This is a genomic window from Mycobacteroides sp. H001, from assembly GCF_001440005.1.
Classification (GTDB): Bacteria; Actinomycetota; Actinomycetes; order Mycobacteriales; family Mycobacteriaceae; genus Mycobacterium; species Mycobacterium gwanakae.
Map to the genome: position 1 here is coordinate 84,857 of NZ_LJYH01000030.1, position 26,897 is coordinate 111,753.

The window sequence follows — 26,897 nt, forward strand, 5'->3', positions numbered from 1 at the left end:
CACCCTATCGTTTGGTACCCCCTAGGGGTATGATTTAGGCATGGAGTTCACGGACACGGGCATGGAGACCACCGATCTGCGGCTGCATGGCATGACGTGTGCCTCATGCGCGTCCCGTGTGGAGAAGGGGCTCAACAAGCTCGAGGGTGTGACCGCGCGCGTGAATCTGGCGCTGGAGAGCGCCCGGGTCGAGCACGACGGTTCGATCTCCGATGAGGACTTGGTCAAGGCTGTCGAGTCGGTGGGCTACAAGGCCCAGGTGGTCGGCGGCTCACGTAGCGGCGCTGGGCAGAGCGGCCACGAGCACGACGGCGCCGATCCGCACGATCACATGAACCACGACGTGCCCGACAATCAGCTCAAGACGCGTCTGCTCGGCTCACTGCTGTTGGCCATCCCGGTGGTCGCCATCTCGATGGTGATGCCCTGGCATTTCTCCGGCTGGGAGATTGTGGTCGCGGCGCTGACCACACCGATCTTGCTGTGGGGCGGCTACCCGTTCCACCGTGCCGCGTTCGTCAACGCACGCCACGGCGCCTCGACCATGGACACCCTGGTGTCACTGGGCACCATCGCGGCGTACGTGTGGTCGCTGTGGGTGTTGTTCGCGAGCGCCGGGCACACCCACGGGGATGTCCACGTCTACTTCGAGGTCGTTGCGGCGGTCACCGTGTTCCTACTCGCGGGCAGGTTCGCCGAGTCGCGCGCCAAGCGCTCGGCAGGTTCGGCGCTGCGGGCGCTGCTATCCCTGGGTGCCAAGGATGTCGCGGTGTTGCGTGGCGGGCACGAGACGCGCATCCCCGTCGAGCAATTGGCGGTGGGCGACGAATTCGTCGTGAGGCCGGGGGAGCGCGTCGCGACCGACGGCGTAGTGGTCGACGGTCACTCGGCCCTGGATACCGCCACCATGACGGGTGAGTCCGCACCTGTGGAGGTCGGCGCGGGAGACCTGGTGGTCGGCGGCTACGTCAACACGCACGGGCGGATTGTCGTACGCGCCGACAAGGTGGGCGCCGATACACAGCTGGCCCGCATGGCGCAGCTGGTGACGGAGGCGCAAACCGGTAAGGCGCAGGTGCAGCGGCTCGCTGATCGGGTGTCGTCGGTATTCGTGCCCGTTGTACTCGTAATCGCGGCGTTGACGTTCGTCGGCTGGGTGGCTCAGGGCTACCCGCTGTCGTCGGCGTTCACCGCAGCCGTCGCGGTGCTGATCATCGCGTGCCCGTGCGCGCTCGGATTGGCCACGCCCACAGCGATTCTGGTGGGTACTGGGCGTGGGGCGCAGCTGGGTGTGCTGATCAAGGGTCCGGAGGTGCTGGAGAACGTCAAGAGCATCGACACCGTTGTACTCGACAAGACAGGCACCGTGACCACCGGCGTGATGAGCGTTGTGGCCGTGCGCCGCAACATCGGGTCAGGTGTCTCCGACGCCGACGAGATCCTGCGTATCGCCGCCTCGGTGGAGTCGGCCTCCGAGCATCCAGTCGCCAGGGCCATCGTGGAAGCGGCGCGGACGCGTGGGATGTCGCTGTCCCCGGTGACCGGATTCCGTAACGAGCCCGGCATCGGGGTAACCGGCGTCGTTGACGGTCAAGTGGTTTCGATCGAGGCCATCGCGGGTCAGAACACCACCGCGGCGATCATCTGGGGTGGCCTGCGCCGGGGTGAGATCGAGGTGGCGGACACGGTGAAGCCGTCGAGCCGGCAGGCCATCGACGAACTTAAGGCCATGGGCATTACTCCGGTGCTGCTGACGGGCGACAACGCGGAGGTGGCCGCACGCGTCGCCGAGGAAGTCGGTATCGCCGCAAGCGATGTCGTCGCGGGGGTTAAGCCCACCGAGAAGGCGGATGTCGTCAAGCGTCTGCAGGCCGAGGGCAAGAAGGTTGCGATGGTGGGCGACGGGGTCAACGACTCCGCCGCGCTGGCCACGGCCGATATCGGTATGGCCATGGGCACCGGTACCGACGCTGCGATCGAGGCCAGCGATGTGACCCTGGTACGCGGTGACCTGACCACGGTGCCGACGGCGCTGCGGCTTTCGCGCAAGACGCTCGGCACCATCAAGGCGAATCTGTTCTGGGCCTTCGCCTACAACACCGCCGCCATTCCGTTGGCCGCCCTGGGTTTGCTCAACCCGATGATCGCGGGCGCGGCGATGGCGATGTCATCTGTCTTCGTGGTACTGAACAGCCTTCGGCTGCGAACCTTCCGCTAGGTTCCTTACCGAATGCTGTGAAGGGCCAACAGGAGGAGTCGTCGGGTGGTTACGCGTGTGATCGCGCTGGGTGTCGCATTGGGTCTGACGGTGGCGGGATGTTCCGACATTCGTCGGCAGGCAACCGACGCACTCGATTCCGTTGCCTCGCAGGCTGCCGGAGCGCCGAGTAAGGACACCGTCGAACGCTGGAACACCGATGAGCTGACCAAGGCCCTAACCGCCATCAACGACAAGATCGGCGCGAGCCCGGCCGACTATCTGATGTTCACGATCAGCGGATACACCTCGGTGGCGGTGCAGGCTATCGACCCCAAGAAGCGGGAGAACGTCGACGAGTACCGCTACGACGGGTCGTCCGTGAAGGTCAGGCCTGTTGATGTCAGCCGCAACGAACCGGGTGTCGTTGACGAGAGCTCGTTCAAGAGCGACATCGTCACTCCGGCGGTCCTGACGAGTGTGCTCAGTTCGGCGGTGAAAGATTCTGGGGTGCAGGACGGCACGGTAAGCGTGCTGACCATCGAGAAGTTCTTCGCCAATGAGCCGGAACCCAAGATCCAGGTAGTGGTGGGAAGTCCGCGGGCCAGTAAGAACGTCCGCTACACGCCGGCAGGCGTCTTCATCGAGACCGTCTAGTTCGTCGACCGCGGCAGGGTCAGAAGAGTAGGCGCCACAAGCCGATCAGCCCCACCGCCACGATGACCACCCGCAACGCACCGGGGGAGAGTTTGCGTCCCCAGCGCGCACCGGCGAGTCCGCCCGCGAACGAGCCCGCCGCGATGATCCCGGCCGCCGTCCAGCTCACCCGGTCGAAGGCGACGATCGTGTATGCAAGAGCGGCAACGATATTGGTGATCATCGCCAGCACGTTCTTGGCCGCGTTCATCCGCTGCATGGATTCGGGTAGCAGTGCGCCCATCACCGCGATCTGCATGATGCCTTGGGCTGCGGTGAAGTACCCGCCGTAGATCCCGACGAGGAAGTTCCCTCCGGTGAGTGCGGCCATGCGGCCCGGAGGGACATGATCGGCGCTCAGGCCCTGTGCCTCGGAACGCCGACGCGCCCAGGCCTGAATACGGGGGCCGACCACCACCAGCACCAGCGCCAGGATCAGCAGCACGGGCACGATGGTGACGAACGTTTTCTCGGGGAGATGCAGCAGCAGGAACGACCCGATGAGCGCGCCGATCAGTACCGCCGGTATCTGCCATTTGAGCCGGGGCCATTGTCCGCTCAGCTCGCGGCGGTACCCCCACACGCCCGTCATGCTGCCGACAGTCAGTCCGATGGCATTCGACATCGTCGCCACCACGGGCGGGTAGCCGAACGCGATGAGAGTGGGGAAGGTGATGAGGGTGCCGGACCCGGCGACCACGTTGATCGCACCGGCGCCGAACGCGGCGAGCGCGACGAGAAGCATCTCCTGCACCGGCACTCGTGCCAGCGTACGACCGTTAGCCAGTCGAACCAATTCCCCCTCTCCGTGAAACCCGCCACAGTGTGAGGCTCGACGTAGCGGCTTAGATGGGCAAAATGGTGGGCATGCCTTTGAGTCGATCCGCCGGTGTGGCGGCGTTAGTGCTGGTGCTGTCCATTTCCGGGTGTACCCAGGACCAGCGCACCACCCCGGTGGCATCGAACGCCCCGATTCCGACATTCGACAACGCGCAGCTGAGCATGCGTTTTGCCGCGTGCACTGATCTCAACGGGTTTGTGAACGCGAAGTGGGCCGAAGACGCGACCATCCCCGCGGACAAGTCCAGTTATGGCAGTTTCGACATGCTGGCCGACGAGTCCCGCAAGGTTCAGCGCGAGATCGTCGAGGGTGCGGTCTCGGGACTGGGTACCGCCGATCATGAGTCGGTCAACTATCAGGTCGGGCTTCTGTACCGTGCCGCCACCGACGACGCGAAGCTCGACGCGGCGGGATATGACCCCATCCGGCCGACGCTCGCCGCGATCGATCAGATCGCATCGCCTGAAGAACTCGCGGCCTTCCTGGCTGCCGACAGCGCCACCGGACAACATCTGGTTTTCGATTTCACCGCCGGTGCCGACTATGCCAACGCCACCGAACAGATCGGCTATGCGCGGGCCGACGCGCTGGGTATGCCGGCCAAGGATTACTACACCGATCCGAAGTACGCACCGATCTTCGATGCCTACCGCACGTATATCGCGTCGACGTTCGGGTTGATCGGCGCGGACCAGGTGGCCGCCAAGGCCCGGGCCGAACAGGTGGCCGCGCTCGAATCGGCGCTGGCCGCCGCGACGTTGAGCCCTGTGCAGCAACGTGATCCGGCTAACCAGTACAAGTTGGTAACCGTGGCCCAGGCCGATGCGGTGACACCGCACTTCGAATGGGGCGCTTACCTGAAGGCACACGGCGCCCCGGAGGCCAGGGCCTTCTCCCTGGCCGAGACCGAGTTCTTCACGACGTTTGATCGGCTACTGTCCACCACCGATCTGGACACCTGGAAGTCATATCTGACATTTCATGCGGTGCACAGATCTGCCGGCGCCTTATCAAAGGCGTTTCGCGACAACGCTTTCAAGTATAAATCGGCGCTCACCGGCACCACCGCGCAAAAACAGCGCTGGGAGCAGGGGCTAGAGGCAGTCAACACACTGCTGGGGCCGGCGCTGGGGCAGTTGTACGTCGATCGCATGTTCAGCGACCGTGCGAAGCGCTCGGCCACCGAGATGGTGGGCAATGTCAAGGAGGCGTTGCGTAAGCGGATCGAGGCCGTCGACTGGATGAGCCCGCAGACCAAGCTGGCCGCAAAAGGTAAGTGGGACAAGCTGATCCTCAAGGTGGGATTCCCCGACAAGGATCGGGACTTTTCGAAGCTCAAGCTGACCGGCGACAACTTCTATACCGACCGGGCTGCGGCGTTGAAGTTCAACCACGACTTCGACATGGCCAAGATCGGTCACCCAACCGATCGGTCGCTGTGGGGAATGACACCGCAGACGGTCAACGCGCAGTACGACCCCACCGAGAACAGCATCACCATTCCCGCCGCGATCTTGCAGGCGCCCTTCTACGACCCCAAGGGCGATCCGGCGTTCAACTACGGCGGTATCGGTGCGGTGATCGGGCACGAGTTCACCCACGCATTCGACGACGAGGGTAGCCAATTCGATGGTGAGGGCAACCGGGTCAATTGGTGGACGCCGAACGACCGCGAGGAGTTCGAGAAGCGCGCCAACCGGCTGGTGGAGCAGTTCAATGCCTACGCACCGATTCCGGGGCGCCCCGACCTGCATGTGGACGGGAAGCTCACGTTGGGGGAGAACATCGCGGACCTCGGCGGTGTCAACACCGCCTATGACGCGCTGGTCGCGGAGCTGGCCAAAAAGGGCGGCGGCGACAAGATCAACGGCATCGTCGGGTTCAACGACACGCAGCGGTTCTTCCTGAACTACGCGCGGATCTGGCGAGACAAGCAGCGTCCCGAGGCCGCGATCACCCAACTCGCTGCCGATCCGCATTCACCGCCGGCATTGCGCATCAACGGCGTGGTGCCCAACGTTGCACCGTTCGCTGCCGATTTCGGTTGCCTGGCAGGTGATCCCATGGTGAATCCGCCGGACAAGCTCGTGAAGATCTGGTAGACGCAGGTCTACCCGCGCAGGGGAGATCTACGCGTAGGTCAGCAGCACGGCCTGATCGAACGGGAGCTTCCCGAATGCGCGGCTCTTGACCAGTGCCGCCGCCTCGTCCCGGCTGACCACCCGCGGATTGACGACGTCGTGGGTCTTCCCGCGGCGCACGATCCTGCCGCCGCCGGCCGCATTGAGGTTCTTCAGCCAATCCCGATCCGGGCCATAGGTCAGCAGAATGGCCACGCCGTCGGGAGTCTTGAAGGCGGTGACGGGCGTGCGGAACTCCTTGCCCGACTTGCGGCCCTTGTGCTCGATGATGGCGAAGCTCGGGGCCCAGCCCGCCCACAGCCGCTGGACGGGGTTGGTGACGTATTTGTTGAAGCGCGCGACCGATTGCGGTATCTGCATACCACCATCAAACTGTGATCCATGGCATACCTCAAGCCCCCTTGGTTCGTGCGCAAGGTCTTCAACCGGGTGGCGATGGCCGCCAATATCGGCGAGACGCTCACGATCACCAAGCGGGTCAGCGGCGAGCCGCAGCAGATCCCGGTCACCACCGTGGATGTCGATGGGGTCAAGTACCTGGTGTCCACCCGTGGCGAGAGTCAATGGGTGAAAAACGTCAGGGCTAACCCGCAGGTGACACTCACCGTCAGGGGCACCACCACGGCATACGCGGCCACCGAGGTCCCGGTCGCAGACCGTGCGCCTATCATCGCCGCCTATAAGCCCAAGGCGGGGAAGGTCGTGGACGGCTACTTCGCCCAGCTGCCCGACGACGCCGATCACCCCACTTTTGCGCTCAGACCTGCCTGATCCACTACACCCTGTAGTGGACGATTTGGCGCCAGCTGAGACACTGGATGCCGTGCCTGACGAGACAGCCAACTCCGCACGTCTGTTCGCCGACGCCTCGGCCGTCATCCCAGGTGGAGTGAACTCGCCGGTGCGTGCCTTCGCGGCGGTCGGCGGGCTCCCGCGGTTCATCAAATCCGGCGCCGGATGCTGGCTCACCGATGTCGACGACAACCGGTACGTGGACCTCGTCTGCTCCTGGGGTCCGCTGATCCTCGGCCACGCGCACCCCGCTGTGGTGGAGGCCGTGCAACGGGCCGCCAGGGACGGGCTTTCCTACGGCGCACCCGTCGAGGGGGAGATCGAGCTCGCGCGCGAACTCATCGATCGCGTGCAGCCGGTGGAAAAGGTGCGTCTGGTCAACTCCGGAACCGAGGCCACCATGAGTGCGGTGCGCCTGGCTCGCGGATTCACCGGACGGTCCAAGATCGTCAAGTTCGCCGGTTGTTACCACGGGCATGTGGACGCCCTGCTGGCCGATGCCGGTTCTGGTGTGGCCACTCTGGGTCTGCCCTCCTCGCCCGGTGTCACCGGCGCCTCCGCGGCCGACACCATCGTGTTGCCCTACAACGACATCGGTGCCGTGGCTCGCACCTTCGCCGAACAGGGCGATCAGATCGCCGCTGTCATCACCGAGGCGGCCGCCGGCAACATGGGCACCGTCGCGCCCGCGCCGGATTTCAACACCGGACTGCGACGCATCACCGAAAACCACGGCGCGCTGCTCATCATGGACGAGGTCATGACAGGTTTCCGCGTCAGCCGTTCGGGCTGGTTCGGCATCGACCAGGTCGCCGGAGACCTGGTGACGTTCGGCAAGGTGATGAGCGGTGGCATGCCCGCCGCTGCGTTCGGTGGCCGCGCCGACATCATGGAGCGCCTGGCCCCGTTGGGGCCGGTGTATCAGGCGGGCACGTTGTCCGGCAATCCGATCGCTGTGGCCGCAGGGCTGGCCTCTTTGCGCGCGGCAGATGTGAAAGCCTATGAAACGCTTGATCGCAACGCCGATGCGCTCATCGCTCTGATCACCGCGGCTCTGGATGCCGAGGGGGTGGCGCACCAGATCGGTCGCGCCGGGAACATGTTCAGCCTCTTCTTCGGCGCCGAGCCGGTGCATGACTTCGAGAGCGCCAAAGCCACCGACACCTGGCGCTATCCTGCATTTTTCCATGCACTGCTGAGTCGCGATGTGTACGCGCCGCCGAGCGCGTTCGAGACCTGGTTCGTTTCCACCGCCCTCGATGACGAGGCGTTCGACCGTATTGCCGACGCTTTGCCCGCCGCTGCCCGTGCCGCGGCCTCTGTCGAGGAGAGGTAAGGAATTTCGATGAGCCGCACCACTGTTCATTTGATGCGCCATGGCGAGGTACACAATCCGGAGGGCATCCTGTACGGCCGGCTGCCTAACTTCCGGTTGTCGGACAAGGGTCAGGGACAAGCCGCGAAGGTGGCAGAGTCGCTGCGGGGCAACAAGATTGCGGCGGTGATTGCCTCACCGCTGCTGCGTGCTCAGCAGACTGCCACACCCATCGCCGAGGCGCACGGACTCGCCATCGTGACCGACGACGATCTCATCGAGGCGGGCAACTCCTTTGAGGGTATGAAGGTGTCGGTGGGTGACGGCGCTTTGCGGGACCCCCGGAACTGGTGGAAGCTGCGCGACCCGTTCACCCCGTCCTGGGGAGAGCCGTACGCCGACATCGCGTTCCGGATGTCGGCGGCGATCGACCGCGCGCGCAGTCGCGCCGCGGGCGCCGAGGTGGTCTGCGTGAGTCATCAGCTGCCGGTGTGGACCGCCCGCCAGCATCTGCTCGGTAAGCGACTGTGGCACGACCCTCGTAAGCGTCAGTGCAACGTCGCCTCACTCACCTCGCTGGTGTTCGACGGCGATGCATTGGTCGATGTCGTGTATTCGGAACCGGCGGGGTAGCTCGTGCGACGTGTGGTCGTGGCGCTGGCCGCGCTGGTTCTGCTCATCACCGGGTGCTCTACCGGTGATGATGCGGTGGCGCGCGGTGGGCAGTTTCAATTCGTCTCACCGGGCGGCAAGACCGATATTTTCTACGATCCGCCCGAAGCGCGTCAGGCACCGGGATCCATCGAGGGGCAGAACCTGCTGGACCCCACAAAGACGCTGTCGCTCAAGGATTTCGCCAACAAGGTCGTTGTCATCAACGTGTGGGGGCAATGGTGTGGCCCTTGCCGCTCGGAGTTCTCCGCGTTAGAAGACGTGTACAGGGCCACACACGCACAGGGCGTCGAGTTCCTGGGGATCAACGTCCGGGACAACGAGATCACCAAGGCGCAGGATTTCGTGACCGACCGCAAGGTGCCGTACCCGTCCATTTATGACCCGTCGATGCGCACACTCATCGCGTTCGGCAGGAAGTTCCCCACCGGAGCTATTCCCGCGACCCTGATCCTGGACCGTCAGCACCGGGTGGCGGCGGTGTTCCTGCGTGAGTTGTTGACCCAGGACCTACAGCCTGCGGTGGAGCGGATTGCGAAAGAACCCGCGGGAGCCACGAAGTGATCCTCGCCGACGCCGGCTCCGCGTTCCAGGATGCGGCTACCAGCGGACCCCTGCTGCTGGCGCTGGGTGCCTGCGCGCTGGCGGGTCTGGTGTCGTTCGCCTCGCCGTGCGTGATCCCGCTCGTGCCTGGGTATCTGTCCTACCTGGCTGCCGTGGTGGGCGCCGACGACAGACCGGAGAGCGGAACCGGTACTCGGTCTCATCGGTTGCGCGTCACGGGTTCGGCATTGCTGTTCGTCGCCGGATTCACCGCGGTGTTCCTGCTCGGGACGGTCGCCGTGATGGGTATGACCACCACGCTGATTACCAATCAGATGCTGCTGCAACGCATCGGGGGAGTGATCACCATCGCGATGGGTCTGGTGTTCATCGGTCTGGTGCCTGCGCTGCAGCGTGATTTCCGGTTCACACCGCGCCGCATCTCCACCGTGGCCGGAGCGCCATTGCTTGGTGCGGTGTTCGCCCTCGGGTGGACGCCATGCCTGGGGCCGACTCTCACCGGTGTGGTTGCGGTGGCCTCGGCCACCGAGGGCGCGGACGTGGCTCGCGGGATCACGCTGGTGATCGCCTACTGCCTGGGGCTGGGAATCCCGTTCCTGCTGCTGGCCTTTGGTTCGGCTCGTGCGGTACGCGGCATGGACTGGCTGCGACGGCACACCCGGACCATCCAGATCATCGGCGGTATCGCGCTGCTGGCGGTCGGGGTCGCGCTGGTGACCGGTGTGTGGGCAGATTTCGTTGCCTGGGTTCGTGATTCATTCGTTTCCGACGCGAGGTTGCCCATCTAGTGATGATCGCGAAGCGTCTTCTTGCCTATGCGCGCAACACCTGGCGCGGCCTGACCTCGATGGGTACGGCGCTGGCGCTGTTGGTGCTGCTCGCGCTCGGCGCGATACCCGGTGCGATGCTGCCGCAACGCGCGCTGAACCAGGCGAAGGTCGACGAATACCTGGCAGAGCATTCCACCATCGGCCCGTGGCTGGACCGGGTGCAGGCCTTCGACGTGTTCTCCAGCTTCTGGTTCACGGCGATCTACGTGCTGCTGTTCGTCTCGTTGGTGGGATGCATCATTCCCCGCACCGTCGAGCACGCGAAGGCCCTTCGCGCGCAGCCGGTTCCCGTGCCCCGGAACCTGGGGCGGCTGCCCAAGCATCAGGAAAGGCTGGTGCGGGCCGACCTGTCCGATGTCGCGTCGACCATCGAGGGCCGGCTCCGGGGCTGGCGCAGAGTCACCCGGGAAAAGGACGGGATCACCGAGATTTCGGCAGAGAAGGGCTATCTGCGCGAGTTCGGGAACTTGGTCTTTCACCTTTCTCTCGTCGGCCTGCTGGTCGCGTTCGCGGTCGGCAAGCTCTTCGGATACGAGGGCAACGTCATTGTCATCGCCAACAACGGTCCGGGATTCTGCTCGTCATCCCCGGCGGCGTTCGACTCGTTCCGGGCGGGCAACACCGTTGACGGCACCAACCTGGACCCCATATGCGTCAAGGTCAAAGACTTCAAGGCCACATATCTTGCTTCCGGGCAGGCGCATTCGTTCGAATCGCACATTGAGTACCAGGCCGGGGACGATCTCCAGAACAATGTGTGGCGGCCGGAGCGGCTGGCCATGAACCATCCGCTGCGTGTCAACGGCAACCGCGTGTACCTGCTCGGATACGGATACGCCCCCACGTTCACGGTGACCTTCCCGGACGGGCGCAAGCGCAGCGAGACCATCCAGTGGCGACCGGACGACCCCACCACCCTGCTGTCGTCCGGGGCCGTGCGCATCGATCCGCCGGCAGGCACCTACCCGGACCCCAACGTGCGTCGCAAGAATCAGATCGCCATCCAGGGCCTGTTCGCGCCCACAGAACAACTGCACGGCACCCTGCTCTCGTCGAGCTTCCCCGAGATGCGTAAGCCCGCCGTGGCCATCAACATCTACCGCGGAGACACCGGGCTGGACTCGGGTCGCGCACAGTCGATCTTCGAGCTCGACCCCCGCATGATCGAACAGAAACGTCTCAATCAGGTGGCACGCGCGAATCTGCTGCCGGGACAGTCGGTCAAGCTCAACGACGGCACCATCGTCAAGTTCGACGGCGCCGTCAACTTCGTGAACCTGCAGGTGTCGCGCGACCCTGCCCAACTGTGGGTTCTGGTCTTCGCGCTGACCATGATGGCGGGGCTGGTGGTCTCGCTCGTCATCAAGCGCCGTCGAGTCTGGGCGCGGCTGACCCCGGGCGCCACCGCAGGTACGGTAAATGTCGAGCTGGGAGGGCTGGCACGCACCGACAGCTCCGGCTGGGGCGACGAATTCGAGCGGTTGTGCGACCGCTGCCTTGAGGATCTGCCTGTCGCCAGGGCCGGGAACGGCCACAAGGATGAGGATGCCGAATGAATTCGACCAATATCGACGTAGATCTGGCCAGGTTCTCCGACTACGCCTTCACCTCGGCGATCGTGGTGATGGTCGGTGCGCTGGTGCTGCTGGCCATCGAGCTGGCCTACCGGCAGAGCAACAAGACCGCGCAACGCGAGCTCGTCAGCTCCGGCGGCGAGGTGGTGTCCGCCGACGAGAATCAGCCGGGCCTGGTGGTGCCGAAGGGCAAGCGGCCCCTGGGCGAGAGGGTCGGCGGCGCCGGACAGGCGCTGGTGTACCTGGGCATTGGGTTGCTGCTGGTCTGCATCGTGCTGCGCGGTGTGGCCACCACCCGGGTGCCGTGGGGCAACATGTACGAGTTCATCAATCTGACGTGTGCGTGCGGCCTGGTCACCGCAGCTGTGGTGCTCCGTAAACGCTACGACCGCGCGCTGTGGGTCTTCGTGCTGATTCCGGTGCTGATTCTGCTGACGGTGTCCGGCCGGTACCTCTACACCTACGCCGCGCCGGTGATGCCCGCACTGCAGTCCTATTGGCTGCCCATCCACGTGTCGGTGGTCAGTCTCGGGTCGGGGGTGTTCCTGGTGGCCGGGGTGGCGAGCATCCTGTTCCTGGTCAAGATGTACTTCCCGGACAACACCCTGGTGCAGCGGCTCCCCGATGCCCAGTCGCTGGACCGGCTGGCGTATCGGACGACTATTTTCGGATTCCCCATCTTCGGGTTCGGCGTGATTTTCGGCGCCATCTGGGCCGAGGAGGCGTGGGGGCGGTTCTGGGCCTGGGACCCCAAGGAGACCGTGTCCTTCATCGCGTGGGTCATCTATGCCGCCTACCTGCACGCACGGTCCACTGCCGGGTGGCGGGACAGGAAGGCAGCCTGGATCAACGTGGCCGGATTCGTGGCCATGGTGTTCAACCTCTTCTTCGTCAACCTGGTCACTGTCGGTCTTCACTCGTACGCTGGGGTGAGCTAGGGGGGTCCGCGGGAACTGTTCCGCCAGATCGGTTCATCACACCTGCGATAGGGTGCGATGCTGAGTCCTTCTGAACAGTTGCTCCGGGCTCACCGTGTCCGAGCTGCACATCCAACCAATGCATTGGGGGATCGATGTCTGACTATCCCGCGCACCGCGCGCCGGATGGACCGTCGCCTTACGCCGACGAGGCGCAGGGTGGACCGACGGCCCCGCCTTGGGCAGCACAGGAGCCCGCGCAGCCGGTGATGTACGGCCAGAGCTCGCCACAGCAGCCGCATGAGATGACGCAACAGTTCCAAGCGGTCCCGTACCAGGATCCGTTCGCGCCACAGCAGGACATTGCGGGTCTCGGCCACGATCCCTCGGTGCCATCGCTCAACACTCTCGGCGGTTCCTTCGCGCCACTGGACTTCACGCCGTCCGGTGGACAGGAGAACCCCGATCCCACCGCGATCGGTGCGGCCGGGTCGTCGGGCGGCTTCCGGGCCGACAACCGATTCAGCGATTCGGGTGAGTCACCCGCGCAGTCGACGCCCTTCACGGCGGATCGCTGGGCCAGTGACACCCCTGCCTCGGGTATTCCTCAGCAAGCTCAGCAGCCTCCCCTCGGTGGTTCTCGCTACTACACCCCGGTGGGCGGCCAGCAGACCGGCATCGGAGGCCAGATTCGGCCCGAGTTACCGCCTTCCTCGCGCGACTTGTCCACCTCGGCACTGCTGCGCCCGCATAAACCGGCGCCGTCGGCGGGCTGGCGCAAGACCGTCTACCGGGCGTCGTTCGGGACGATCAACCTCGGCGAGGGCACCAAGAAGACCGAGGAAAACGACCTCGTCGCCCAGGTGAACCAGCCGCTGCAGGGCTGCTACAAGATCGCGCTGCTGAGCCTTAAGGGAGGCGTGGGTAAGACCACCGTCACCGCGACTCTCGGCGCGACCTTCGCCTCTATTCGCGGTGACCGCGTCATCGCCGTCGACGCGAACCCGGACCGCGGCACGCTGAGCCAGAAGGTGCCGCTGGAGACGCCGGCGACGGTGCGTCACCTGCTGCGGGACGCTAATTCCATCCAGCGCTACAGCGATGTCCGCAGTTACACCTCGCAGGGGCCGAGCCGCCTGGAGGTGCTCGCATCCGAAAGTGACCCGGCGGTCTCCGAGGCGTTCAGCGCCGAGGACTACGCACGCACACTGGAGATTCTTGAGCGCTTCTACAGCGTGGTGCTCACGGACTGCGGCACCGGACTCATGCACTCCGCGATGTCTTCGGTGCTGGAACAGGCCGACACTCTCGTGGTTATCAGCTCCGGCTCGGTCGACGGTGCCCGTAGCGCCTCGGCCACCCTGGACTGGCTAGATGCGCATGGGCATCGCGAGCTGGTGCGCCGCTCCGTTGCGGTGATCAACGCGGTGCGTCCGCGTTCGGGCAAGGTCGATATGCAGAAGGTCGTTGATCACTTCTCGCGGCGGTGCCGTGCCGTGCGGTTGGTGCCGTTCGATCCGCACCTGGAAGAGGGTGCCGAGATCAGCCTGGACCGGTTGCGGCCCGCGACGCGTCGTTCGCTCATCGAGCTGGCCGCCGTCGTGGCGCAAGGGTTCACCGGCACACAGCGCCAGCAGCAGACGTTCCAGGGCTAGTCCCTGGAGTCGTGCGGCGACAGGCCGCGCAGCGTCAGTGTTCGGACGGGCCGTCCTTGCTGATGCGCCAAAGGAAGTCCGGGTCGTCGTCGGGGCCGGTCACGCGGGTCTGCGGACGGGCGGGCACCGATTGGCTGATCCGCCATCCGGCGTAGACCAGCGCGCCGAGTACGACCGCGATGAGCACGTAATACACAAGAGCCTCCTGAACAACTACCTCCGAATATACGCGCGGCCAAGGTCGGTGTACGGCGCAGCGATAGGGTGGTGACGTGGCTGAACGGTCGCCGGGGAGCCGGCTCGCTATCGATATCGCGGTGTACACCCTGGCGCGGTTGGGGCTCGCGGTCATCCTGACGCTCGTCATCTTCTGGGTGGCCCGGCTCATCGGGTACGAGGACTTCCCCCTGGCCATCGCGATCCTGTTCGCGCTGATCATCGCGCTGCCGCTGGGCATGGCGGTATTCGCGCCACTGCGTCGCCGGGTGACTGCCAGCATCGCCGTGGTCGACGAGCGGCGCCGGGCCGACCGTGCGGATCTGCAGGCGCGGCTGCGTGGCGAAAAGCCGAAGGACTCCTCCTAAAGACACCGGGCAGCCACCGTGGCGCATTACCCCAACATCCGCGTCGCCACCGCCGTCTGTCGTGCGGCGATGCGGTTGCGCCACTGCTGCGCCGATATTGCGCCATCTGCGTAGAACGGCAAGGTAGCCGGGAGGCGGTCAAGATCCACCACTTCGGCGCGGGGGCCGTCCTCGTCGAGGATGGGACGGTCCGTCCGCTGCCAGCGGAACTTCAGGAACCCGCGCCGGTGTCCCACGGTCTCGATCCAGTTGGAGACACCGGGGTTCTGGTCGCTGATCACTAGCCGGATCATGCCGTCGGGGTCCACATGCGATTGCTCCGCGTTCAGGGACGTCTGATGATTGGTGTAGTCCAGCGACACGTACCACATGCTGCCCACCTGGAAACCTTGGTACGGCGCTTCGGATTTCGGCACGGTCACGACGAGAGCCTGGTGAGGTTCGAGTTCGAAGTAGCCCACCGACGAGAACTGGGTGGCTAGCCCTCCCGGAGTGATACGCGGTGGTTCGAAGACATTGGCGGGGTTGTTCATGTAGAACCACTGGGGAAACTGCAGCCACGTCTTTACCCGGTTCACCAGGTGCAGCCCGGCACCCATGTATCTGCCGGCAATGAAGTCCTTGGTGAGGGGCACCGCTCCCGAGCCGATGGTGTCGGCACGGCTGATCACCACCGTCCCCCGTCTTTCGGACCAGTCGTTGTACGCCTCTCGGACGATCAGCTGCGCCGGGCGCGCCGCGATGGGGATGTGTTTGTGGCAGTCCGCGATTGGCGTCGCACCGATGCTCACGCGATAGCTGCCGTCCTCGGCGATTACCAGGTCGCGATCGTCGAAGGCGGTGACGCTGCCCGGCACTTCGGTGTCGGTGTAGTCACTGTCGAGCAACTGGAAGTTGAGGTCGACAGTGCTGCCACGAGTACCGCTGAGCACGTAGTCATGGCGTCCGTCGACCTGCGTGGCGAAGTACAGAAAGTCCGGATTATCGAGCCCCATTTTGGTGAATGGCCCTGTGCCGCTGAGCAACATCGGATGCTCTGCACTGAAGTTGAAGACCAGGTGCACAGAGGCGGCGATACTCCCGGCGAGGTAGTCGAGACCTTCAAGGAGGTCCGATTCCGATTCGATATGAGGCGCGGTGGTGACCAGCCGCTCGGCTTCGGCGATCGCATCGGTGAAAGGTTGTGTCACCACGCCGTCGAAATCATAGGCGCTCACGCACGCCACCACTTTCGCGCTCGATCGAGAAGTGCTCTACGTACCGTTGGTATGCGTCGTCCACTTCTTCTGTCGTCAGTCCGAATTGTTCGAGACTGTATCGGTGCTCACCGTGCTTGTGCTGTCTGTTCGTGCGCAACGACGTCTGCATGGCCGCGACCGCCGCATCAGAGAGCGGGCGCCCGGCAGCGTCATGGATACGCTGCACGGAACTCATCGGATCATTCAGTAGCTCAGGGTAATTGATGTCGACAAACGATTCAGGATGATTGCCGCGAACGGTGATCGCGCGGTCGATGATCTGCGCGTTCTTGCCGAGCCAGTACCGGGAGAGCCGGTGATGGTCCACGTGGTCGCTGAACAACGCCTGGTAGTGCGCCAGCATGCTTGACGACGAAGCGGTGGTCTGTGCCGGATCCCGGTGTGTCCAGACCACCACCGCATCCGGGTAGACCCGCAGTAGTACGTCTAGATGTTCAAGGTGCGCGGGAGTTTTGAGTACCCATCGGCCCCGGGGTTGCTGCCACTGGAGCACCTGCAGAAGCAGTCGATGCAGCTCGTATGCGGGTTGCATGTTCTGTGCGGCAAGCCAGCTCGCGTACGACGGGACATGGAACATCACCTCCGGCATCTGGCTGTGCAGCGCGAAATCGAGCAGCAGCACATCCTCCTCGGGGGCCTCCGCCTCTACCGAATGGATGGCGAAAAACTGCGGTGCCAGATACCGCAATGAAGCCTCGTCCTTGGCGGCCTTGGCTATTCGCAGATGAGCGGCGCCGGTGGGCTCGTCTGGGTGGGGGAGCGGCTGGGCGCCCTCCCATGATCTCATCGATCCTGCTGCCGGGTCGGCAGCGAGCAGCCTGTGCAGCAGGGTGGTCCCGGTCCGCTGCAGGCCGACGATGACTATCGGCGGCTCAACCCGCAGCTCCGCTATCTCGGGACGTTTCCTGATCAGTTCCCGCAAGCGCAGACGCGTGCTGAGCATCCCGACGAGTCGCACTTGCACCATTTTTCGGCCCAGAAAACTGAGCTCCGCCTCGTCGCGCAGCGAAGCAACGAGAACATCCAGTGCGGTGTCGAGATAGTCGTCGGGTATCCACGGCAATCCGGCGGCGCGGCTTGCCGCGGCCCGCAGGTGCTGCGTGTCCAGCCGCGGGGCCGCCCCGATCCTGGCTAGCGGTCGTCCGGCGTGATTGAGCATGCGGATCGGCCACGGACGTGTGACTCGGAACGCCGTTGTCGTCATTGCCTGGTCCAATTATCCTATTGCGCAACGCTTTGCGAGAACCGGAGGTTGTCATCCTGGACCGGTTGCGCGCGCGCCATCCACATGTCCCGGTAGTAGTTCATGCTCAGCCGCCAGGGCGGCCGCGAGCCCTGGCGTGGCAGGTCGGACAGCACGCGTTCCACATAACCCGGGCGGTATCCCGTGAACGGCTCTAGTGACACCGAATCGTCGTCGAGATGCGGTGTCACCGAGGAAATCCGGTGGGAGTGGAGATAGTCGAGCAGCCTGCTGACATACCGTGACACGATGTCCGCCTTGAGCGTGTAGCTCGCGGCCTGATATCCGACGGTGAAGGCGAAATTCGGTACACCGTCGAGCATCATCCCCTTGTAGCAGACCGTGCTGCTGAAGTCGATGGGCTCGTCGTCGCGGTAGAACTCGATACCGCCGAACAGCCGCATATGGAATCCGGTGGCCGCCACCACGACATCAGCAGACACCTGCTCACCGGAGGTGAGGACGAGTCCGGCCTCGGTGAACCTTTCGATCTCCCCGGTCACCATGCTGAGGTCCCCGCGTCCGATCGATTCGAACAGGTTGCCGTCGAGGATCAGGCACAACCGGTTGTCCCAGATCTTGTAACGCGGCCGGAAATGGGTATCGCTGTCATAGCCTGGCGGGAGTTCGCGTTTGGCACGATCGATGATGGCCTCGCCCATGCGTTCTGGAACCCGGCGGGCGAGATAGAGGGAGAGTGTCATCAGGGAGATGTTCTTGGCGCGGATGATCTGTAACGCCAGACTGTCGGGGAGGCAGCGCAAGAGCAGGTTGGCGAAGCGATCACGCTGCGGTCGGCTCACGACATAGCTCGGGGAGCGTTGCACCACGCTGACATGTCGGGCTTCCTCGGCCAGTCGCGGTGCGAGGGTCATCGCGGTCGCACCGCTGCCGATGAGGGCGACCCTTTTGTCTTTGAGGGCGAGATCTTCGGGCCACTCCTGGGGATGCACTACAGGGCCGTGGAAGTCTTCGATGCCGGGAAACTCCGGCAGGTATCCGCCGTCGTAGCGGTAATAGCCGGTGCACACCATCAGAAACGAACAAGTCATAGTTCGTGGACCGTCTGGAGTGTCGACTGCCAGCGTCCACTTGGCGGTCTCCGACGACCATCGGGCCTCGCGTACGCCGTGATTGAATCGGATGAGCGGCTCGAGATTCTCCTTGGCGACTACGTCTTTCAGATACCGCAGGATGGTGCCACCGTCCACGATCGCCTCCCGCCCGGTCCACGGCGCGAAGGAGAAACTGAGTGTGTACATGTCCGAGTCGCAGCGCACGCCCGGGTAACGGAACAGGCTCCACGTGCCACCTATCTCCGAACGGCTCTCCAGCACTGCGACGTTCAATGATGGGCAATGGTTGGCGAAATGCCATGCCGCACTGATTCCGGCGATACCGGCACCCACGACGAGGACGTCGACAGCTTGCTCGTGTTCGAAGCTCACTTGGGTCTCCCTGCCTGATTCGAGATGATTATGGCCGTATATTCCTGAACTATGCGGCGAACCGGCAATAGATCGCTGATCCTGACGGGTGCCACGTCCGGGCTTGGGTCAGCACTTGCGCAGCTCCTCTCTGTCTCCGGCTCGTATCGGCTGGTTATGTTGTGCCGCAATGAAAGACGCCGAGCCGAGTTGATCGGTCGTTTCGGGACGGATGACGTGCACTACGTGGTGTGCGATCTGGCGGTGCTGGAGAGTGTTCGGGAGGCCGCGGCTGAGCTCAACAATGCGGTGCGCGCCGGAGACCTCGGGCCGATCGGTTCGGTGGTGCTCAACGCCGGGATTCATCCGGGACGTCGGCCGGGATCTGCATACGGTGGTCTTGACAGCACCATGGTCACCAATCTGATAGCGCCGCATCTGCTCCTGGCGTTGTTGTCGCCATCCCTGGACGCCGAGGCGCGAGTTGTGTTTGTGGGTTCCGGCGCTCACGATCGTCGGCGCTGGTGGACCGGGCTCCCCGAGCCCTCCGGCCTTCCGCTGGCCCAGGCATGTTTGCCCGGTGCGCTTGGCGGGCCACAGGCGTATGTGACCAGTAAGAGGGGAACGGTGGAACTGTGCCGCGCCTACTCCGAGCGAGTCCCGGACGACTACGCGGTGCTCTCCTACGATCCGGGGATCATGCCGGCCACCGGCATCACCAGGAATATGAATGGCCTGTCCCGCTGGCTGTTCCGCTCGATACTCACCAGATTCGAGAATTCGGAGGGCTTCAGCACGCCCGAGCGTTCTGCCGATTGGTTGCATGAATTCCTGACGGGCGGTGACACCGTGCCCGGTCTCGCTTACGCGAAGATTGACCGCTATCTGCCATGGCCCACCGCGAGTTCGACAGAGGCCGCACGGGCGCTGTATCACGAGACCAATGAAATCGCCGGCATCACTGCCGGTTTGGTGGCCCCATGGTGGTTTGAGGCCGGCCACCCGCCATCCGACTGAGCCGCTCACGTGGCCCGGCCCATCCTGGCGCCCCGAGCCGGGGTCGAGCCGGCTACCAGCCGCTGGAGCTGTCTTTTCACCATGAAGGTGGTGAGACCCGCGAGACAGCGCACCAGGGTCGCGTACACCGTGAGCGGAGTGACGCCGTCGAATCCGCGTTCCAGCCGCTCGACGGCCTCGGCCATCGTCCCTGAAGGAGGGAACAGTGGAGGGAAGAAGCGGCCGCGTCCCAGGATCACCTTGCAGCGCCGCAGAATCAGGTCTTCCATGGCCTGGCCCAGTAATTCCCCCATCAGGCCGTTCTCCTGGAACGGGAAGTACCGCGGATCTACGATGAGGCGTAGATGCGTGCCGTAGCCCTCCACCGACTGGTACAGCGGCGACCCGGCTGCCAGACGGCGTAGGCCCTCGACAAGGGTGGCGCGTTCGGCTCGGCGCTGGGTGTGCAACTCCGGGGTGTCGACACTGCGCAGAGCGTGCCAGGCAATGTGCGCGCCGAGGTTGTTTCGGTACCGGCCCTGTAGATCGGATACGGCACGGGCATTTGTTTCGCGCGCAGCGTCGACCACTGTCGACGTCGCCAGCGCAGCCGCCATGGGAAACATCATGTCCGACAGGGGCTTGGCAATGGTGACGATGTCCACGACGCCGGGCATCCAGGTTTGTTGAAGCAGGAATGTCTCGGCGCTGCGCCACACGCCGGTGAGCACCTCGTCGATGCCGACCAGAAAGCCGCGACGTTGCCTGGCATCGGTAATTATGTGCAGCAACTCGGGAGGTATCGCGCGGCAGGACATCCCTTGGATCAGTTCACACCACACCAGACCCACATCCGGATGCTCCAGGGCCTGTGCGAGTTCTTGGGCCGCCTGGGCACCGAAGGGATCGATGAACACCACGTCCGGGTAGTACGGTTCGAACGCACCGTCGATGCTGGCAGAACGCTGCGGTCCGTAGCGACTGACATTGAGGGTAGAGATGGTCTTGCCGGAGAAATTGCCTCGGAAAGTAATGATGCGCGGTTTGTCGGGACGTGCGAGCCGTGCCAGAGACAGGGCGGCTTCCACGCTCGTGGCGCCACTGACCGCTGGCAGTACTTCGTCGAAACCGCTTACCTCACACAATAAGTCGGACAACAGCGTGGTGTAGTCCGCGTGCTCATCGTGGTCCGCGAGTAGCTGCGTGAGATCCGCGGGATTATGCCCGCGTAGGTTGGCGCCGTTACCCAGTGCGCAGTCAAGCAGTGTTGTCCCGTCCCGCAATAGGATCCGCGCACCATCGGCTTCCGATAAGTCGAAATCGAGACCGAAGGCCTCCATCAGATTGGCTGCGGAAGGATTCGAGAACTGGCGGAAATGGTCGTTACGTACCCGCCGTGATGTATGGATGTCGGCGAGAACCGTTTCCTGCAGATCGCTGACATACCCATGGCGGCGCAGAGTTTCGATCACGAGGGTCAAGGCAGTGGCGTTTGCGGCGAACGTCGATGTCTGCGCCATGGCGTCCAGTGGGTTGTTCCAGACGCGATACGCTTGTTGCGACATCGAATAGGAGCCGAACGGGGCCTGGAAATCGGTGAGGTTCTCGCCGAAGACGAAGACGTCACCGTCGGCGGGTCTGCTGGCATCGGCGACACCCAGGGGACGGCTCTCCGCTACCACCCGGATCATGTTGTGGTGCTGCGCTGTCGACAGTAGATCGGCGGTCTCGCCATCGGGATCGAGGACCACCAGTCCTGACCATGCCCGTGTCGGAAGCTCCGCCAGCGCCTCTGCGGGGGAGGACACGAATCTCACGTGGCGTGTCATCCCCTCGCCCGCGCCTTCACCGAGGGGATCGAAGTACCGCCGCAGCCTTTCGTCGCGGTCCGCAACCAGAATCCAGCTCTCGCTGTGTCGATCGCCGGTCACCTTGCTGGTGTGGCGGATCAATCGAATGGCCCCCGACAATGCCTCTTCCAGCGAGTTTCCGAAATAGGTGACGTAATCCGTTCCAGTAGAGAGTAATTCACTGATGAGATATCCGGCCTGCGCGCTCTCTGCTGTGATCGCCAACCCCGCGACGAGAATGTTGGGGCGTTTGGATCTGTTGAGTTCGATCAGTGTGCCGATTGTGTCCTGGGTCGCGGCGCGGTACCTATCGGCATTCAGCGCGGTCTCTGCCCCTCCCTGGCCGCTCATTTGGACACGGCCTCGGCGGTATCCAGGGCCTCCGACAATTCGGAGAGCGCTTCTTTGTACCCTGCGGCGATGTCGGCGAGCGCAGGGATTATCTCGGGGCACGCGATCAGGCCCACGTTGAGCCGGTCGTCGTGAGAGGCAACCGTGACGAAGAGCGCGCCGCCGTCGAAGGGTGCCCCGAAGGGATAGAAACCGGACACTTTCGCTCCGGCGAAATACAGATCTGTGTGGCGCCCACCAATATTCGACAGCACGAGGTTCTGCATCACCTTGTGCCGATCAGCCATCCGCAGGCGGGAATAGGCGCGGAACAACAGACCCCAGTACCGTGCGCTGAAGTCGAACCAGTCGTGGATCCTTCCAGGGCCCAGCGCCTCGGCATGCACCTTGGCAGCGTCGGTGATGGAGGCGATCTCTCGCGCTCGCTGCACAGGGTCGTCGGTGCGGGTCTGCAGGCTGGTCAGCAGACCAGTGGTGCGGTTTCGGCCGTGCTGGCCGGGCTTATCGTGAACCGACACCGGGACGAAGGCGCGCAGCGGTTGGTCCGGGAGTTCATCGCGTTCGATGAGGTACTTGCGTATCACGGTCGCGGTCAGCGCGAGCATGACGTCGTTCAGCTTCACGTCCAGCCTTCTTTTCACCTGCAGCACGTCGGCGATCGGAAGGCTTATCCATGCCAGGTTGCGATTGGAGGTCAGCGTGGTGTTGAACGAAGTGCGTGGAGCCGACATGGGCTCGGGGACTCCGGGCGGAAGCTCCGGGGCATCCCCCTGGCGGCGTGACCTGATGTTCTCGGCAAGCATCTTGGCGATCTTGACCGGCTTAGCGCCCAGGGTGCGTAAGCCACCGACCATGAGGGCGAGAGGCTCGATCGGCCCGGCATCGCGGACTACCGCCAACTCGGTGGCTTCATTGCCGCACAGCTGGCCCAGCTGCGAGTTGCCTCGAACGCCGTCGAGACTCGCGTTGTGGCGCTTGATCAGAATCGCCACGTTCCCATTGCTCATGCCCTCCAGCACCCAGATTTCCCACAACGGGTACCGCTGATCGAGGGGGAGTGAGGCGATTTCGGAGCAGCGCTGGGCGAGCTGCGCATCGGTGCCGGGCGACGGGAGCACGACACGGTGCACATGGCGATCCAGGTCGAACGAGCTGTCGGCAACCCAAAAGGGATGACCGAGGTTGTACCAGGGGTCGTGGGCTTTCTCGGTATAGGTGGGAATCTCGGCGACTCGCGAACTCAGCCAGTCCCGTACCGCTTCAAAGCTGTAACCGTCCGCCATGGTTGATGTGTCGAGAATGACGACACCGTAACCCTGGTGATAGTGCGTGGGTGTCTCAAGGTAGAGGAAGCTTGCATCGTATCCGGTGAGCTGTTCCATCTCGGTTCTTCCTATCGGTCGGGAGCGGAATTCGCTTCGGTCACAACGTTCTCGGGATTTGTGATCGTTGGTTTCAGATCAGGGTCATCGATCAGATTTAGCTTGCCGCGCCATCGTCGAGCGCTATCGTCATGGCATTGTGCGGGTACCTGGACCGGGGAGGTTGACATCGACACATCGGCGGAGGCATGGCAGGAGCGGGGCGGGCTTGTGGGGGTGATCCGCAAGGCTGTGCTGTCAGTGGGGCACCACAATCTGGCGGCGCCGATCCGGCGGGCTTCCGTCATCGCGGACCGGGTGCTGTACCGGCTCGCGGGTGGCCGGTGGACCATCACCGCCGTCTCGCGGATTCCGTCGTTGACCTTGTTGGTCACCAATGGCCGCGGAGAGGAAGTCGTTGTGCCCCTGCAGTACTTGATGATCGACGGGGCGGTGTATGTGGTTGGTACCAACTGGTCACGACCGAAACATCCACTCTGGTCGTCCTGGCTGATGAAACGGCCCGCATGCCGAGTGAACATCGGTGGTAGCGAGCGGGCCTGCATGGCCGAACCTTTACAAGGGGCCGACCGCGACGTGATCTGGGCCCGCATCTTGCAGCTGTCTCCGTACCATGCCGACGTCGAGCGCAAGTCGCAACGCCAGCCTCGTGTCTTCAGATTGAACGACCGCATCGTCAGCGTGAACTAACCACGCGGACAGCGAACTTAGGGGACGGAGAGCTCGACGATATCCGGTTGGAGAGCCGGTAAGACGGAGAACTGGGTTCCAAAGTGCGGCGGTGGATGATGCGCGCAAGCATCAGCTGCATCAACGATTCGGCCAGCCCCTTGCCCACACACATGTGCGGCCCGCGTCCGAAGGGGGAATATGCACCGGGTGTGCGGTTGGGTCCCACCGAGTCGCCATAGCGGTCGACGTCGAATCTCATCGGGTCGGGGTAGAACTCACTGAGGAAGTGCGGGACGGTGGTGCCGACAAACACCCCTTCCCCGCGTCTGATGCGGTGCCCGTGGAACTCGAAATCCTGTGCTGCCACGCGAATGATGAAGGAGGCTATGGGGTGTAGCCGCATCGCCTCCATCACGGCACCGTGCAGTACTGGGGTCGCGTGGAACAAGCCGTCGTGGGTGATGTCGCCTGCGGTAAACATGGCGTCCACTTCGCGCTGGATCCTGGCCAAGACCGTCGGGTGTTTGAGGATCAGGTAGAGCGCGTATGTTGCTGTTGCCGAGGTTGTTTCAACTCCCGCGAAGTAGGGCAAGACCGAGTGGAACAGCATATTGCGCTGATTGGTTGCTTCGGGATCGTCGGCACAGGATTCGAGGATGTCGTCCAGTAGGGCGGAGCTGGACGGTCCTTCGCCCGCTTGAGTACCTCGCGCCAGGGCAATGGCCGACTGTGCCACGCTGACCATGCGTGACCGTGCGTTGACGTAGCGCGGCAGGCGCAGCATGAACTTCGGAATATGTTGCACTGGCGCGATCTTCAGGATGTCGCGGGTTACGAGCGCGATATCTTCGATGTCGTTGTCGGTCGGCCGGACGCCGCCTACGAACGTGCCGACCTGTGCGATGGATAGCTTCTGCATTGCCGGGAGGACCGGTACCGACTGCCCCGGCTTCCAATGCTTGTCGACGGCATCGTCGATCACGTCTACGGCCTCCGCGTATCGGCCCGCGATGGCCTCGCGCGAATAACCGCGCTGCAGCAGCGTGCGCCACTGTTTGTGCTGGGGTCCGTCCACGGCGACCAATGAGTCTCTGCCGCCGAACTGCTCCTCGACGAAACGCCATGAGCTGCCGACCGTCAGGCACTCGCGCCCTTCCTTACTGCTCATGAAGGTGGCGGCGTCGGCTCCGGCCAGCACCGTGTACGTCTGATAGGGCGTTTTGACCGTGAAGACCGGGCCATGTCGCAGATATTTCTCGAACAGGTAGAAGGTGGGATCCAACATCAACCCAACGGTGTCTCCCAACCTGGGCAGCCTGGACAACATCCGGGCCACGCGCAGGCCCGGAGGACTGACGTAGGTCGTGGCCGACTCGGCGCACGGAACGCTGGCCGCTTGTGTCAATTTCCACCCCCAAGGTGTTTGACCGGATGAGCGATCAAAGGCCTGTTTCTCGAACAAGTTCTCACATTAGAACGTGTCCTAATTTCTGTCCGGGCAATCGATAACCCTGATATGTCCCGGCCTCGTCCGCGGCGGAGTCATCGATCCCTCTCGCATACTGGCGATGTATGCATCACTCTTAGAGCCTCTTTTAAGAGCGGATATGCATGAAGAAGAAATCGTTGGCAAATTTCGATGGTTTTCCGAGTTTTGAGAACCTGGTCATGGCGGGTCGCTTATGATGCCTGAGGTAATTGACTAGAGGTTCTATTTTTTGATCCTGGGGGTCAGTAATTTCATGGAACCGCCGCAGCTGCCCTTCGCGCGTGAGGGATTGTTCACGCCGGCTCCCCTGCAGCGGGAGCTGCAGTGTGCCGGGAACGTGCATCGGGTGACCACCGCCGTCGGAGACCCCGCTTGGCTCGTCACCGGACATGCGGCAGTGCGGCAGCTGTTCGATGACGATCGGGTGGGCCGGTCACACCCCGAGCCCGAAACCGCTGCCCGGTCCGGTAAATCGGCGTTCTTCGGTGGACCGATCGGCAACTATGAGACCGAACGTGACGACCACGCGCGGGGGCGACGGCTCATGCAACCGCATTTCACGCCAAAGCAGATGCGGGCGTTGGAAAGTCGTGTGTCCGAATTGTCCACCGAACTGCTGGACACGATGATCGAGCAGGGCCCGCCCGCCGATTTGTACACCGCCATCGCCCAGCCGTTGCCGATGATGGTGTTGTGCGAACTGCTCGGTGTGCCCTACGCGGACAGGGCCGAGTTTCGTGAATGGACCACGGCCGCATCGAATACCCGCGATCGGAGCCTGTCTGAGTGGGGGATGGGCCAGCTTTTCGTGTACGGGTTACAACTGGTTGGCCGTAAGCGCGAGGACCCCGGCGATGACGTGATCTCTCGTCTCTGTGCTGTGGACGGTGTCGCCGACCACGAGATCGCCTCGCAATCGATGGCGTTGCTTCTCGGTGGACACGAGACCACCGTTGTCCAGCTCGGTCTGGCCGCACTGCTGTTGCTGGCCAATCCCGAACAGTGGGCTTTGCTTGTGGCACAACCGGACCTGATTCCCAACGCGGTGGAAGAGACGTTGCGTGCCTCGCGTACGGGCGGCGGTGAGATACCGCGATACGCGCGTCAAGATCTCGACCTCGATGGGGTGCATATCGCTGCCGGAGACCTCCTCTTGCTGGATGTCGGTGCGGCCAATCACGATCGGGCCGTATTCGGCGGCCCGGACCGGTTGGATGTCACCCGGCACACCGCGGCTCACGTCACGTTCGGGTACGGCGCGCGTTATTGCGTGGGTGCGCCGCTGGCCCGGTTGCAGCTCACCACGGTGCTCGGGCAGCTGGTCGAGCGGCTGCCCGGGCTGTATCTGCGTAAGGAAGTCTCGGAACTGACGATGCGGTCCGACCTGCTGACCGGGGGTCTGTTCGAGTTGCCCGTCGGCTGGTAGGCCGTCTGTCAACTTTCCTTGACG

The 26,897-nt window shown here is 63.8% G+C and carries 24 protein-coding genes; 15 read left to right on the forward strand and 9 right to left on the reverse strand.

Annotated elements, in window-relative coordinates; genetic code table 11:
* Positions 1-40: 40 nt before the first annotated feature.
* Both AOT83_RS13300 and AOT83_RS13305 read left to right on the forward strand, forming a co-directional pair.
* The gene (locus tag AOT83_RS13300) at positions 41-2,218 is read left to right on the forward strand and encodes a heavy metal translocating P-type ATPase (RefSeq protein WP_057964852.1); all 2,178 of its coding nucleotides are present in this window, start codon (positions 41-43) and stop codon (positions 2,216-2,218) included.
* 45 nt (positions 2,219-2,263) lie between these two features.
* Complete coding sequence (locus AOT83_RS13305; protein WP_057964851.1) at positions 2,264-2,854, forward strand: hypothetical protein; 591 nt, start codon at positions 2,264-2,266, stop codon at positions 2,852-2,854.
* A 19-nt stretch (positions 2,855-2,873) separates the two neighbouring features.
* Here the strand turns inward: AOT83_RS13305 and AOT83_RS13310 are convergent, their stop codons facing one another.
* Positions 2,874-3,653: a sulfite exporter TauE/SafE family protein gene (locus AOT83_RS13310; protein WP_109394852.1), complete on the reverse strand. Its 780-nt coding sequence runs from the start codon at positions 3,651-3,653 to the stop codon at positions 2,874-2,876.
* A 98-nt stretch (positions 3,654-3,751) separates the two neighbouring features.
* Here AOT83_RS13310 and AOT83_RS13315 point away from each other — a divergent pair, with 98 nt between their 5' ends.
* The gene (locus tag AOT83_RS13315) at positions 3,752-5,836 is read left to right on the forward strand and encodes a M13 family metallopeptidase (RefSeq protein WP_057964850.1); all 2,085 of its coding nucleotides are present in this window, start codon (positions 3,752-3,754) and stop codon (positions 5,834-5,836) included.
* A gap of 27 nt (positions 5,837-5,863) precedes the next feature.
* Here the strand turns inward: AOT83_RS13315 and AOT83_RS13320 are convergent, their stop codons facing one another.
* The gene (locus AOT83_RS13320; RefSeq protein ID WP_057964849.1) at positions 5,864-6,235 is read right to left on the reverse strand and encodes a nitroreductase family deazaflavin-dependent oxidoreductase; all 372 of its coding nucleotides are present in this window, start codon (positions 6,233-6,235) and stop codon (positions 5,864-5,866) included.
* Between the two features lie 21 nt (positions 6,236-6,256).
* Between AOT83_RS13320 and AOT83_RS13325 the strand changes: the two genes are divergently transcribed.
* From AOT83_RS13325 to AOT83_RS13360, 8 genes are all read left to right on the forward strand, one after another.
* Positions 6,257-6,646 (forward strand): nitroreductase family deazaflavin-dependent oxidoreductase, encoded by a 390-nt coding sequence (locus AOT83_RS13325; protein ID WP_057964848.1) that lies wholly within the window; start codon positions 6,257-6,259, stop codon positions 6,644-6,646.
* Positions 6,647-6,698: 52 nt separating this feature from the next.
* Positions 6,699-8,003: a glutamate-1-semialdehyde 2,1-aminomutase gene (gene hemL, locus AOT83_RS13330; RefSeq protein WP_057964935.1), complete on the forward strand. Its 1,305-nt coding sequence runs from the start codon at positions 6,699-6,701 to the stop codon at positions 8,001-8,003.
* A 9-nt stretch (positions 8,004-8,012) separates the two neighbouring features.
* The gene (locus tag AOT83_RS13335; protein WP_057964847.1) at positions 8,013-8,615 is read left to right on the forward strand and encodes a histidine phosphatase family protein; all 603 of its coding nucleotides are present in this window, start codon (positions 8,013-8,015) and stop codon (positions 8,613-8,615) included.
* Between the two features lie 3 nt (positions 8,616-8,618).
* Positions 8,619-9,218, forward strand: coding sequence for a TlpA disulfide reductase family protein (locus tag AOT83_RS13340; protein ID WP_057964846.1), 600 nt, complete (start codon positions 8,619-8,621; stop codon positions 9,216-9,218).
* A complete protein-coding gene (locus AOT83_RS13345; protein WP_057964845.1) occupies positions 9,215-10,006 on the forward strand; it encodes a cytochrome c biogenesis CcdA family protein in 792 nt (263 codons plus the stop codon). Before AOT83_RS13340 ends, AOT83_RS13345 begins: the two co-directional genes overlap by 4 nt.
* Positions 10,006-11,604 (forward strand): cytochrome c biogenesis protein ResB, encoded by a 1,599-nt coding sequence (locus tag AOT83_RS13350; RefSeq protein ID WP_109394858.1) that lies wholly within the window; start codon positions 10,006-10,008, stop codon positions 11,602-11,604. The genes AOT83_RS13345 and AOT83_RS13350 overlap by 1 nt, the downstream gene beginning before the upstream one ends.
* On the forward strand, positions 11,601-12,560 hold the full coding sequence (gene ccsB / locus AOT83_RS13355) for a c-type cytochrome biogenesis protein CcsB (RefSeq protein WP_030096526.1): 960 nt from the start codon (positions 11,601-11,603) through the stop codon (positions 12,558-12,560). Before AOT83_RS13350 ends, ccsB begins: the two co-directional genes overlap by 4 nt.
* A 248-nt stretch (positions 12,561-12,808) precedes the next feature.
* Complete coding sequence (locus AOT83_RS13360; RefSeq protein ID WP_057964934.1) at positions 12,809-14,194, forward strand: MinD/ParA family protein; 1,386 nt, start codon at positions 12,809-12,811, stop codon at positions 14,192-14,194.
* A gap of 34 nt (positions 14,195-14,228) precedes the next feature.
* Here the strand turns inward: AOT83_RS13360 and AOT83_RS27380 are convergent, their stop codons facing one another.
* A complete protein-coding gene (locus tag AOT83_RS27380; RefSeq protein WP_109394862.1) occupies positions 14,229-14,390 on the reverse strand; it encodes a hypothetical protein in 162 nt (53 codons plus the stop codon).
* Positions 14,391-14,466: 76 nt separating this feature from the next.
* On the opposite strand from AOT83_RS27380, the gene AOT83_RS13365 reads away from it, so the two are divergent.
* The gene (locus AOT83_RS13365) at positions 14,467-14,778 is read left to right on the forward strand and encodes a DUF4229 domain-containing protein (RefSeq protein WP_030096528.1); all 312 of its coding nucleotides are present in this window, start codon (positions 14,467-14,469) and stop codon (positions 14,776-14,778) included.
* Positions 14,779-14,804: 26 nt separating this feature from the next.
* Here AOT83_RS13365 and AOT83_RS13370 read toward each other — a convergent pair whose 3' ends face one another.
* Genes AOT83_RS13370 through AOT83_RS13380 form a run of 3 tightly spaced genes read right to left on the reverse strand, consistent with a single transcriptional unit; the run spans position 14,805 to position 18,728 of the window.
* The gene (locus AOT83_RS13370) at positions 14,805-15,968 is read right to left on the reverse strand and encodes a hypothetical protein (RefSeq protein ID WP_081343778.1); all 1,164 of its coding nucleotides are present in this window, start codon (positions 15,966-15,968) and stop codon (positions 14,805-14,807) included.
* A gap of 13 nt (positions 15,969-15,981) precedes the next feature.
* On the reverse strand, positions 15,982-17,241 hold the full coding sequence (locus AOT83_RS13375; protein WP_057964843.1) for a sulfotransferase: 1,260 nt from the start codon (positions 17,239-17,241) through the stop codon (positions 15,982-15,984).
* A gap of 17 nt (positions 17,242-17,258) precedes the next feature.
* Positions 17,259-18,728 (reverse strand): NAD(P)/FAD-dependent oxidoreductase, encoded by a 1,470-nt coding sequence (locus AOT83_RS13380; RefSeq protein ID WP_057964842.1) that lies wholly within the window; start codon positions 18,726-18,728, stop codon positions 17,259-17,261.
* 51 nt (positions 18,729-18,779) lie between these two features.
* Here AOT83_RS13380 and AOT83_RS13385 point away from each other — a divergent pair, with 51 nt between their 5' ends.
* Entirely contained in the window at positions 18,780-19,724 is a 945-nt protein-coding gene (locus AOT83_RS13385) for an SDR family NAD(P)-dependent oxidoreductase (RefSeq protein ID WP_057964841.1), read from the forward strand.
* A 5-nt stretch (positions 19,725-19,729) separates the two neighbouring features.
* Here AOT83_RS13385 and AOT83_RS13390 read toward each other — a convergent pair whose 3' ends face one another.
* Positions 19,730-21,904 carry an aminotransferase class III-fold pyridoxal phosphate-dependent enzyme gene (locus tag AOT83_RS13390; RefSeq protein ID WP_057964840.1) on the reverse strand — a complete coding sequence of 725 codons (2,175 nt, stop codon included), beginning with the start codon at positions 21,902-21,904 and terminating at the stop codon, positions 19,730-19,732.
* Positions 21,901-23,286, reverse strand: coding sequence for a wax ester/triacylglycerol synthase family O-acyltransferase (locus tag AOT83_RS13395; RefSeq protein ID WP_057964839.1), 1,386 nt, complete (start codon positions 23,284-23,286; stop codon positions 21,901-21,903). The genes AOT83_RS13390 and AOT83_RS13395 overlap by 4 nt, the downstream gene beginning before the upstream one ends.
* A gap of 216 nt (positions 23,287-23,502) precedes the next feature.
* Here AOT83_RS13395 and AOT83_RS13400 point away from each other — a divergent pair, with 216 nt between their 5' ends.
* Positions 23,503-23,976 carry a nitroreductase family deazaflavin-dependent oxidoreductase gene (locus AOT83_RS13400; RefSeq protein ID WP_057964932.1) on the forward strand — a complete coding sequence of 158 codons (474 nt, stop codon included), beginning with the start codon at positions 23,503-23,505 and terminating at the stop codon, positions 23,974-23,976.
* Here AOT83_RS13400 and AOT83_RS13405 read toward each other — a convergent pair.
* The gene (locus AOT83_RS13405) at positions 23,963-25,285 is read right to left on the reverse strand and encodes a cytochrome P450 (RefSeq protein WP_109394864.1); all 1,323 of its coding nucleotides are present in this window, start codon (positions 25,283-25,285) and stop codon (positions 23,963-23,965) included. The two genes, AOT83_RS13400 and AOT83_RS13405, sit on opposite strands and share 14 nt — an antisense overlap.
* 415 nt (positions 25,286-25,700) lie before the next feature.
* Here AOT83_RS13405 and AOT83_RS13410 point away from each other — a divergent pair, with 415 nt between their 5' ends.
* Positions 25,701-26,873 carry a cytochrome P450 gene (locus AOT83_RS13410; protein ID WP_030096537.1) on the forward strand — a complete coding sequence of 391 codons (1,173 nt, stop codon included), beginning with the start codon at positions 25,701-25,703 and terminating at the stop codon, positions 26,871-26,873.
* Positions 26,874-26,897: the final 24 nt, after the last annotated feature.